The organism is Stenotrophomonas sp. P5_B8, from assembly GCF_054049855.1.
Genome location: NZ_JBFULO010000141.1, coordinates 1 through 8870, shown reverse-complemented (window position 1 = coordinate 8870; position 8870 = coordinate 1). Strand labels below are relative to the sequence as shown.

Below are 8870 nucleotides of genomic sequence, written 5' to 3'. Positions count from 1 at the left end.
CAGCAGCAGCTGCGCGACCTGCAGCCGGACCTGATGGTGGTGGTGGCCTACGGGTTGATCCTGCCCAAGGCCGTGCTGTCCATCCCCACCCACGGCTGCTGGAACGTGCATGCCTCGCTGCTGCCGCGCTGGCGCGGCGCCGCGCCGATCCAGCGCGCGATCCAGGCCGGCGACACCGAAAGCGGCGTGTGCCTGATGCAGATGGAAGCGGGCCTGGATACCGGCCCGGTCCTGCTCAAGCAGCACGTCGCGATTGGCGCCAGCGATACCGGCGGCCACCTGCACGACCGCCTGGCCGAGCTGGGCGCGCAGGTGCTGTCCGATGGCCTGGGCCTGCTGCGCGCGGGGATCAAGCCGATTGCCCAGCCGCAGCCGGAGGCCGGGGTGACCTACGCGCACAAGCTGGACAAGGCCGAAGCGCGGCTGGACTGGGCACAGGATGCCCAGGCGCTGGAGCGCACCGTGCGCGCCTTCAATCCGTGGCCGATCGCCGAGGCCACGCTGGCCGGCGAACGCGTGCGCATTCACGGCGCGGTGGCCCTGCCGGACAACCAGGGCCAGGCCCCGGGCACCCTGCTGGCAGCCTCGCGCGACGGCATCGACATCGCCTGCGGGCAAGGCGCGCTGCGCCTGCGCGTGCTGCAGCGCGAGGGGGGCAAGGCGATCACCGCCGCCGACTACCTCAATGCGCGCCGTGACCTGGTCGTGGGCGCCTGAGATGACCCAGACCCGTGACAACAAGGCGGCCCCGCGCGCGGCCATGGCACCGGGCGTGCCTACCCGGGTGCTCGCCGCCAAGGTCCTGGCCCAGGTGATCGGCCGTGGCCGCTCGCTCAAGGCCGAGCTGACCCAGGCCTTGCCGCAGCTGGATGACAGCCGCGACCGTGCGCTGCTGGAGGCGCTGTGCTTTGCCGTGCTGCGCCGTCGTGGTGCATACGATGCAGCTCTGGCRCAGTGGATGCAGCGGCCGTTGAGCGTGCGCGAGGACGAGCTGCGTGCCCTGTTGCTGGTCGGTTTCGCCCAGCTCGATGCCCTGGATCTTCCGGCCCACGCGGCGTTGTCGGCGACGGTGGAAGCGGCGCGGGCGATGGGCCGCGACCGCCAGGCCGGCATGGTCAACGCCCTGCTGCGCCGCGCCCAGCGCGATGGCATCCCGCGTGCGCCGGCGCGCGATGCGTTCCCGGACTGGCTGGCGGCAAAGGTCGAGCAGGACTGGCCGGAACAGGCCGACGCCGTGTTCAGTGCCAGCCTGGTGGCCGCGCCCCTGTGGCTGCGGGTCAACCGCCAGCACGGCACCCGCGAAAGCATGCTCGAGCAACTGGCGGCCGCCGGCATTGCCGCCGAGACCTCGGCGCTGGGCAGCGATGCGATCTGCCTGCCGGTGCCGGTGGCGGTATCGGCGCTGCCCGGGTTCGCCGAGGGCGCGTTGTCGGTGCAGGACCTGTCGGCCCAGCAGGTCGCCGACGCCCTGGCGCCGCGTACCGGCGCGCGGGTGCTCGATGCCTGCGCCGCCCCCGGTGGCAAGTCCGCGCACCTGCTCGAGCGCGATCCGACCCTGCAGCTGCTGGCACTGGACATCGATCCGCGCCGGCTCAAGCGCATCAGCGAGACCTTCGTGCGCACCGGCGTCGGTGCGCAGGCACAGGTGCTGGCCGCCGACGCCACCGATCCGGACAGCTGGTGGGACGGCCAACCCTTCGACTGCATCCTGCTGGACGCACCGTGCTCGGCCACCGGCATCATCCGCCGCCAGCCCGACGTGCTGCTGCACCGCCGCGCGACCGATATCGAGGCGCTGGTCGCGCTGCAGGCGCGCCTGTTGGATGCGTGCTTCCGGATGCTCGCCCCCGGCGGCACCCTGCTGTATGCGACATGCTCGATCCTGCGCGAAGAAAACCAATTCCAGGTCGAAGACTTCCTCCAGCGCACCCCCCGCGCAGGCTTCCTGCCATTGGATGAACGCTTCGGCCACGACTCGTGGGCCGGGCGCCAGCGCCTGCCCGGTGAAGAAGGTGCAGACGGCTTCTTCTACGCGCGTCTGCTAAAAAAGGGCTGATCCAATACCGCCAGACATGCGCCCCATGCTCAATACCCGTGCGTCCCGAGAGTTCTGGTTGCTTGCGTTGATGGCCTTGCTGGTTCTCGGAACCGGCCTGGGCATGCGTGATCCCTGGCCCTCGGACGAGCCGCGCTTTGCGCTGGTCGCCAAGCAGATGGTGCTCAGCGGCGACTGGCTGTTCCCCCATCGCGGCACCGAGCTGTATTCAGACAAGCCTCCCATGCTGATGTGGGCCCAGGCGCTGTTCTACAGCGTTTTCGGCAACTGGCGGGTGGCCTTCCTGCTGCCGTCGCTGCTGGCCGCGCTGGGCACCCTGGCCTGCGTGTACGACCTCGGCCGCCGGCTGTGGACCCGTCGGGTCGGGCTGTATGCGGCCTGGGCGCTGTTGTTCGCGGTGCAGTTCACCTTCCAGGCCAAGAAGGCGCAGATCGATCCGCTGGTGGTGTTCTTCATCACCCTGGCCAACTATGGCCTGCTGCGCCACCTGCTCTGCGGGCCGGCGTGGCGGTGGTGGTGGCTGGGCTGGTTCGCCGCCGGGCTGGGGGTGATCACCAAGGGCGTGGGGGTGATCGCGCTGCTGATGATCCTGCCGGCCGCGCTGGCCTCGGTGCTGGGTTGGCCGCGGGTGCGGCTGCACGTGCGCGACTGGCGCTTCTGGCTGGGGCCGCTGGCGTTCGCGCTGGCGGTGCTGCTGTGGCTGCTGCCGATGGTGCTGGCTGCCACCGGCAGTGGTTCGGCCGAGTACCGCAGCTACATGGACGACATCCTGTTCCGGCAGACCGCCAAGCGCTATGCGCAGTCCTGGGACCACCACCAGCCGTGGTGGTACTTCCTGGGCACGATGCCGTCGATGTGGGTGCCGGCGTTCCTGGTCCTGCCGTGGGCGGTGCCGGCCTGGTGGCGGCGCCTGCGTCGGCGCGACCCGCGTTATCTGGTGCTGCTCGGCTGGTGGCTGTTGATCGTGCTGTTCTTCTCGATTCCACACGGCAAGCGCGATGTCTACATCCTGCCGTCACTGCCGATGTTCTGCCTGGCGCTGGCGCCGCTGTTGCCGGGGCTGCTGCGCCGTCGCGGCGTGCAGTGGTTGCTGGGCGGCTTCGTCGCTCTGCTGGCGCTGGGCCTGCTCGGCGCCGGTAGTGCGATGCTGACCGGCCAGCCCGGTTTTGAGAGCAAGCTGATCGTGGAGCGCGGCATCGATACCGCGCTGACGTCCGCGCTGGGCTGGGTGGGCGTGGCGCTGGGCTGCTGGGCGGTAATGAGCCTGTGCGTGGCCGGGGCGCGCCGTTTCCATCTGGCCGTGGTGGCCACGTTGGCCATGGCCTGGGTCGCCTTCGGCCTGGTCGGCTATCCGCTGTTCAACGATTCCAGTTCCGCACGCGGGTTGATGCAGCACATCGGCCAGCGCATCGGCAGCGACGGTGAACTGGGGCTGGTGGCATGGAAAGAGCAGAACCTGCTGATGGCCGATCGGCCCGCCACCACGTTCGGCTTCAACCGACGTTGGGACCGGCAGCTGCGCGATGGCGTGGCCTGGCAGGCGGCCGAGCCGGCGCGGCGATGGCTGGTGGTGCAGGAGGATGCGCTGCTGGGCTGCGTGGATCGCGATACGGCCGAGCTGGCCGGGGTCGCCAACCGTCGCCGTTGGTGGCTGGTGAAGGCCAGCGACATCCACGGCCCGTGCGAGGCGACTTCCGCCGAGGCCGAGCGCGAACGCGCGCTGCACAGGATCGATGGCGATGAGGATTGAGACGCATAATGGGGCGCGCGCTGCCCAGCGCGTGCGCCATGCCCGTGGACGCCGGTCGCGTCCGAGGATGCCAGGGGCACGCATGCCTGTGTGTGGTCGAGAGTGGCAATGAAACACAACACCGTGTCCCCGCTGTCCGATGTTTCCCTGCCGCCGCTGCAGGGGCGGGGTCGGATTGCCCATCAGATGGCCAACGTCGGGCTGTTCTGCCTGCCGGCGCTGATCCTGACCGTGCCGCAGAACCTGCTGCCCTACGGCATCGTGCTGCTGCTCAGCACCCTGTTGGCGCCGGAGCTGCTGTGGCGTGCGCGGCACCTGGCCGGACGGCCGGTGATGGCCTTGACCTGGATGATGCTGGCCGCGATCGGTCTTGCGCTGCTGTCGATGTATCTGTTCAACCAGGGCCTGCGCGACATCGACAACCGCTCGCGGTTTGCGGTGATTCCGTGGTTGGCGCTGTGGGTCTGCGCGTTCCGGCCGGAACTGCGCTGGCTATGGGCGGGATCGCTGGTCGGCCTGCTCGGCACCATGGTGCTGGCGATCATGCAGGTTGCCGGCGGCGCGCCACGGGCCGACCTGAGCACCAATGCCATCGTGCTGGCCGACATCGTGCTGGTGCTGATGGTGCTGCTGGTGTTCTGCCGTCCACACCGGCGCTGGAGCTGGGTGATCGTGGGCATGGTCGCCGGCTGCGTAACCATCGTGCTCAGTGGCAGCCGCGGGGTGTGGCTGGCATTGCTGGCGCTGTTGGCGGTGATGGCGATGAGCCTGCGCTGGCGCACCGGGCCGGCGCGCCTTGGGGTGTTGACGGGCCTGATGGCAATCGCCGCCGCGCTGGCCCTGACCATCCCGAGCCTGCGCGAGCAGGTGCGCCTGACCGAACTCCAGCGCGACGTGGTGCGGATGGAGCGGGGCGACAGTGACTCCTCCGCCGGCGCCCGCGTGGAACGGCTGCAGGTGGCCTACGAGACCTTCATCGACCATCCCCTGACCGGGGTGGGCATCGGCCACTTCGACAGCGCGATGCAGCGCCTGCCGGTGTGCCGCGACGATCCCAGCGAACTGCGCTGCCATCTGGGCCATGCGCATAACGATTTGGCCGAGTGGTCGGCCACGCAGGGAATCCCGGGGCTGCTGCTGTTGCTGGCGGTCTATGGGGTGCCGCTGTGGGTGTTCGCGGGTCTGCACCGCCGCAGCGGCCAGAGCACCTTCCGTGGGCCGGCGGCGGCCGGGATCATGATCGTGGTGGCCTACGTGCTGTGCGGGATAACCCAGTCGATGTTCGCCCACCAGATCACCGCCAGCTTCTACGTGACCATCGTGGCGCTGCTGGCCGGCCTGTCGGTGATGCAGGGCCATGTACACCGGCAGGCGCTGGCCCAGGCGGGCGCCCGGGCTCAGTCGCCGGGCTGATCACGCGGCGGGTCGCTGACCGGCTGCCCGTGCTGGAGCATCCACAGCATGATGGTCTTCTGGCGCACGTAGTTGGCGCGCACGTAGGCATACACCAGACCGTGCCAGCCATCGCGGAAGCCGCCGCGCAGCAGCAACCCGCGCCAGAACCGCCAGGCCGGCGCCAGCACCAGCTTGGCCAGGGTGGCGCGCTTGCCGCGCGCGAATTCGTGCTCGGCCATCATCCGCGCGTAGCGCTGGGTCTTGCTCAACTGCTGCTCCAGCGAGCGGTACGGATAGTGGATGAGGTCGCCGCGCAGCACGCCGACGCTGCCATCGACGCTGGCCGCTTCGTGGATCTCGCGCTTGCCGCGCCAGCCGCCGTGGCGACGGTCGAACAGGCGTAGCACGCGATCGGGGTAGGCGTTGCCGTGGCGCAGGAATTTGCCGAAGTAGTCGGACAACCGCGCGAAGCGGTAGCCATGGTGGCCGGCGAAGCCGCCGGCCTGGGCGGCGAGGATTGCCGCGCGCAGGTCGTCGCTGATGCGCTCGTCCGCGTCCAGGCACAGCACCCAGTCATGGCTGGCCTGGGCCACGCAGAAGGCCTTCTGGCTGCGGAAGCCGTCGAAGGGCCGCTGCAGCACCTTGGCCCCGGCCGCGGTCGCAATCGCCACGGTGGCATCGGTGGAGTACGAGTCCACCACGATGATCTCGTCGCAGAAGGCCAGCGAGGCCAGGCAGTCGCCGATGCGGTCGGCTTCATTGAACGCGATAATGCAGGCCGAGATGCGAGGCCGTTCAGTGGGAGCGGTCGTGGAGGACATGATGGCCGAGTACCTGCTGTTTGCGACGGAGCGTTATGCGCTGCCCATTCTCGCCCCACTGGCCCAGGCGTTGCACGCGTCCGGTCAATCGGTGTCGGCCTGGTTCGCCGACGGGGCTGCCGGATCGCAGCTGCCGGGCGTGCCCAACGTGGATCTCCGGCAGGCGCTGGCGCTGCGCCCGCGGGCGGTGTTCAGCGCCGCCAACTGGGTGCCGCCGTTCATCGCCGGGGCCAAGGTGCAGGTCTTCCATGGCTTCAACGTGCAGAAGCGCGACAGCGCGCGCGGCCATTTCCGCGTGCGCGGCTTGTTCGACCTGTACTGCACGCAGGGGCCGGCCACCACCGATCCGTTCCGCGAGCTGGCGTCGCGCGAGGGTCACTTCGCCGTGGCGCAGACCGGCTGGCCGAAGCTGGACCCGCTGTTCCGCGACGATGGCGGGGCCAGTGCCGCATTGCGGGCAACGGCTGCCGGCCGCCCGGTGATCCTGTTCGGCTCGACCTTCACCGAGCGCCTGAGCGCGGCGCCGCACCTGTACGCGCCTATTGCCGCCGACATCGCGCGCGGCGAGCGCTACTGGCTGCTGACCCTGCATCCCAAGTGCAGCGCGGACCTGTTCGCGCGTTATCGCGCGCTGGCCGGCGACAACGCCGCCTTCATCGAACCGGAGCAGGTGATGGCCGCGCAGCGCGCCGCCGACGTGCTGGTATCGGACACCTCCTCGATCGTGTCCGAGTTCGTGGTGCAGCACAAACCGGTGGTGACCTTCCGCAACCGCGTGCCGCAGCCGCACATGATCGACTTCGACGATGCGAGTGCCTTGCCGGCGATGCTGGACCGCGCCCTGGCGCCGGAACCGGCGTTGATGGCCGAGATCCGGCGTTATGCCGACACCATCCATCCGTACCGCGACGGGTATTCGAGCGAGCGGGTGATCGCGGCCACCGAGGATTTCCTGTCCGGCGAACTGGGCACGCTCAAGCACAAGCCGTTCGGCGCGTGGACGCGGGGGCTGCAGATCCGCCGGGAGCTGGGGTATTGGGGGCCGGCAAAGCGTTGAGGGGGGGGCACGCGCGGCGTGGCGGTTCCGGGGCAGTGGGGTGGAGGGCTGCCACGCATGGCGTGGCACTACCCGGACGGGCTGCCACGCAGGGCGTTGCCAAGCCCCTCGATGGTGGGTTTCCGCGCGCGGCGTGGCATTACCCGCGCGCCGGAGTCGTTTGGGTAGAGCCACGCCATGCGTGGCTGCGCTCCTACCAGTGCAGGCGACGCCGGGCCAATGCCTTGCCCAGCTGCGCGTGCACCGCGCGCGCGTCGGCTTCGGGCAGGTAGCGCAGGCACAGCGCGATGCTGCCGCTGGCGCCGGCGGTGTCCAGCCACACGCTGGCGGTGCCCAGTAAACGGTCCAGGGGGGAACGCGACAGGCGCAGGCTCTGCAGCTTGTCCAACTCGGCGAACCGCCACCAGCGCTGCCACCAGCCGCCGCGCACCGCCACGTACTGGTCGTCCAGGTGATAGCCGATGCGCGCCATCTGGCGGTGCGCGCGGAACGCCGACCACGGCAGCCACAAGAGGATCAACGCACCGCCCGGGTAACCGTTCCAGACCGCAGCGGCGGCGACCACCGGCAGCCACACAAACGCGCCCAGGCTCAGCCGCCACCAGCCGCGCTGCTGCACCGGCTGCCAGCGCGCAGGCGGCCACTCCAGCTGCGGCAGCAGGTGCTGCACCAGTGCGTCGCAGGCCTGCGGGGTGGCCAGCGGGGCCAGCTCGCGCAGGTCGCGGCGCTCGTTGTCCACGGCGGCGCCGGCGGCGATATCGATGCGCAGGTGGCGTCGCCCTGCCCAACGCTGCAGCGTGCTTTCGCGCAGCGTCCAGGCCTGGATGCGTCGCCGCGCGACGCTGCTGCGCAGGCGCGTGAGCAGGCCGCTGACCACGGTCAGGCGGCGCTCGTGTTCGCTGAGCTGGAAGCCGTAATAGCGCAGCAGCGCCAGCACCACCGACAGTACCCGCAGCATCAGCCAGAAGCCGATCACCATCACGACCGCGACGACCGCCCACACCCAGGTGGCCGGATGCAGGTGGCTGGCATAACCGAAGGCCTGGCGGCCACCCTGCTCGATCGCGTCGGACACCGTGCCGCGCGGGAAGAACTGGTAGCTGGCACCGAAGGCGGCCAGTACCACCACCCAGCCACGGTTGGAGAGCAGGCCGAGACGCACCACGTCCCAAAGGCTCAGCCGCAGCAGTACGTCGTCGATGGGCGCTGCCGGTGCGTTCTCGTTGCCGGTTGGCGTTGCTACGGCGTCCGCTTCCTGCCCGCGATGGCGCACCAGCTGTTCCAGCGCCAGCGCCTGGGACAGCTTCAACACCCGCATTTCTGCTTCCGGCCGATGACCGCCGGCCGATTCCAGGCGCAGTTCGGCCACGCCGAACAGGCGGTGCAGCGGGTTCTGGTGGACCACGACATTGTGGATGCGCGCGAACGGGATCTCGCGCCGGTTGCGCGAGATCACCCCGCTGCGCACGCTGATGCCGTCGCGGCCGATCCGGTAGCGGTAGGTCAGGTATTGCAGGATCGAAATGCCCACCAGCACCGCGATGACGATCAGCGCCGCCAGGTAGGACCACATCTCGTCGCGGTCGCCCCGGTTGCCGAACACCACCAGCGCCACCAGCGGCAGCAGGAACTGGCGCAGCTGCATCAGCAGCACGAACAACCACGACCACGGATGCAGACGCTGCTCCTGCGGGGCAGCGACCGACGCCTCAGCGAGCGGTGGCGGCGTACTCACAGCGCGTCGTCGTCGCGGTCGAGTTGATGGGCGAGGGTGTCGCGCAGGTGTTCGGC

At 69.9% G+C, this 8870-nt stretch carries 7 protein-coding genes; 5 read left to right on the top strand and 2 right to left on the bottom strand.

Annotated features, from left to right (window positions below):
• The 4 genes from fmt to ACXJKH_RS09835 form a co-directional block, all read left to right on the top strand.
• On the top strand, positions 1-717 hold a 717-nt coding region (fmt, locus tag ACXJKH_RS09850), incomplete at its 5' end, for a methionyl-tRNA formyltransferase (RefSeq protein WP_457319290.1).
• Between the two features lies 1 nt (position 718).
• Positions 719-2056 carry a 16S rRNA (cytosine(967)-C(5))-methyltransferase RsmB gene (gene rsmB, locus ACXJKH_RS09845; RefSeq protein ID WP_256775932.1) on the top strand — a complete coding sequence of 446 codons (1338 nt, stop codon included), beginning with the start codon at positions 719-721 and terminating at the stop codon, positions 2054-2056.
• 25 nt (positions 2057-2081) lie between these two features.
• Positions 2082-3806 (top strand): ArnT family glycosyltransferase, encoded by a 1725-nt coding sequence (locus ACXJKH_RS09840; RefSeq protein ID WP_457319289.1) that lies wholly within the window; start codon positions 2082-2084, stop codon positions 3804-3806.
• Positions 3807-3914: 108 nt separating this feature from the next.
• On the top strand, positions 3915-5219 hold the full coding sequence (locus ACXJKH_RS09835) for an O-antigen ligase family protein (RefSeq protein WP_457319288.1): 1305 nt from the start codon (positions 3915-3917) through the stop codon (positions 5217-5219).
• Here the strand turns inward: ACXJKH_RS09835 and ACXJKH_RS09830 are convergent.
• Entirely contained in the window at positions 5204-6022 is an 819-nt protein-coding gene (locus ACXJKH_RS09830) for a glycosyltransferase family 2 protein (protein WP_256775930.1), read from the bottom strand. The two genes, ACXJKH_RS09835 and ACXJKH_RS09830, sit on opposite strands and share 16 nt — an antisense overlap.
• Here ACXJKH_RS09830 and ACXJKH_RS09825 point away from each other — a divergent pair.
• On the top strand, positions 6021-7079 hold the full coding sequence (locus ACXJKH_RS09825) for a CDP-glycerol glycerophosphotransferase family protein (RefSeq protein WP_457319291.1): 1059 nt from the start codon (positions 6021-6023) through the stop codon (positions 7077-7079). The genes ACXJKH_RS09830 and ACXJKH_RS09825 overlap by 2 nt on opposite strands.
• Positions 7080-7272: 193 nt before the next feature.
• Here ACXJKH_RS09825 and ACXJKH_RS09820 read toward each other — a convergent pair whose 3' ends face one another.
• A complete protein-coding gene (locus ACXJKH_RS09820) occupies positions 7273-8814 on the bottom strand; it encodes a PH domain-containing protein (protein ID WP_457319287.1) in 1542 nt (513 codons plus the stop codon).
• Positions 8815-8870: the final 56 nt, after the last annotated feature.

Excerpts from the sequence above, each read along its gene's own strand:
- ACXJKH_RS09840 (WP_457319289.1), top strand. The coding sequence starts at position 2,082 with ATGCTCAATACCCGTGCGTCCCGAGAGTTCTGGTTGCTTGCGTTGATG.
- ACXJKH_RS09830 (WP_256775930.1), bottom strand. The coding sequence starts at position 6,022 with ATGTCCTCCACGACCGCTCCCACTGAACGGCCTCGCATCTCGGCCTGC.
- ACXJKH_RS09835 (WP_457319288.1), top strand. The coding sequence starts at position 3,915 with ATGAAACACAACACCGTGTCCCCGCTGTCCGATGTTTCCCTGCCGCCG.
- ACXJKH_RS09825 (WP_457319291.1), top strand. The coding sequence starts at position 6,021 with ATGATGGCCGAGTACCTGCTGTTTGCGACGGAGCGTTATGCGCTGCCC.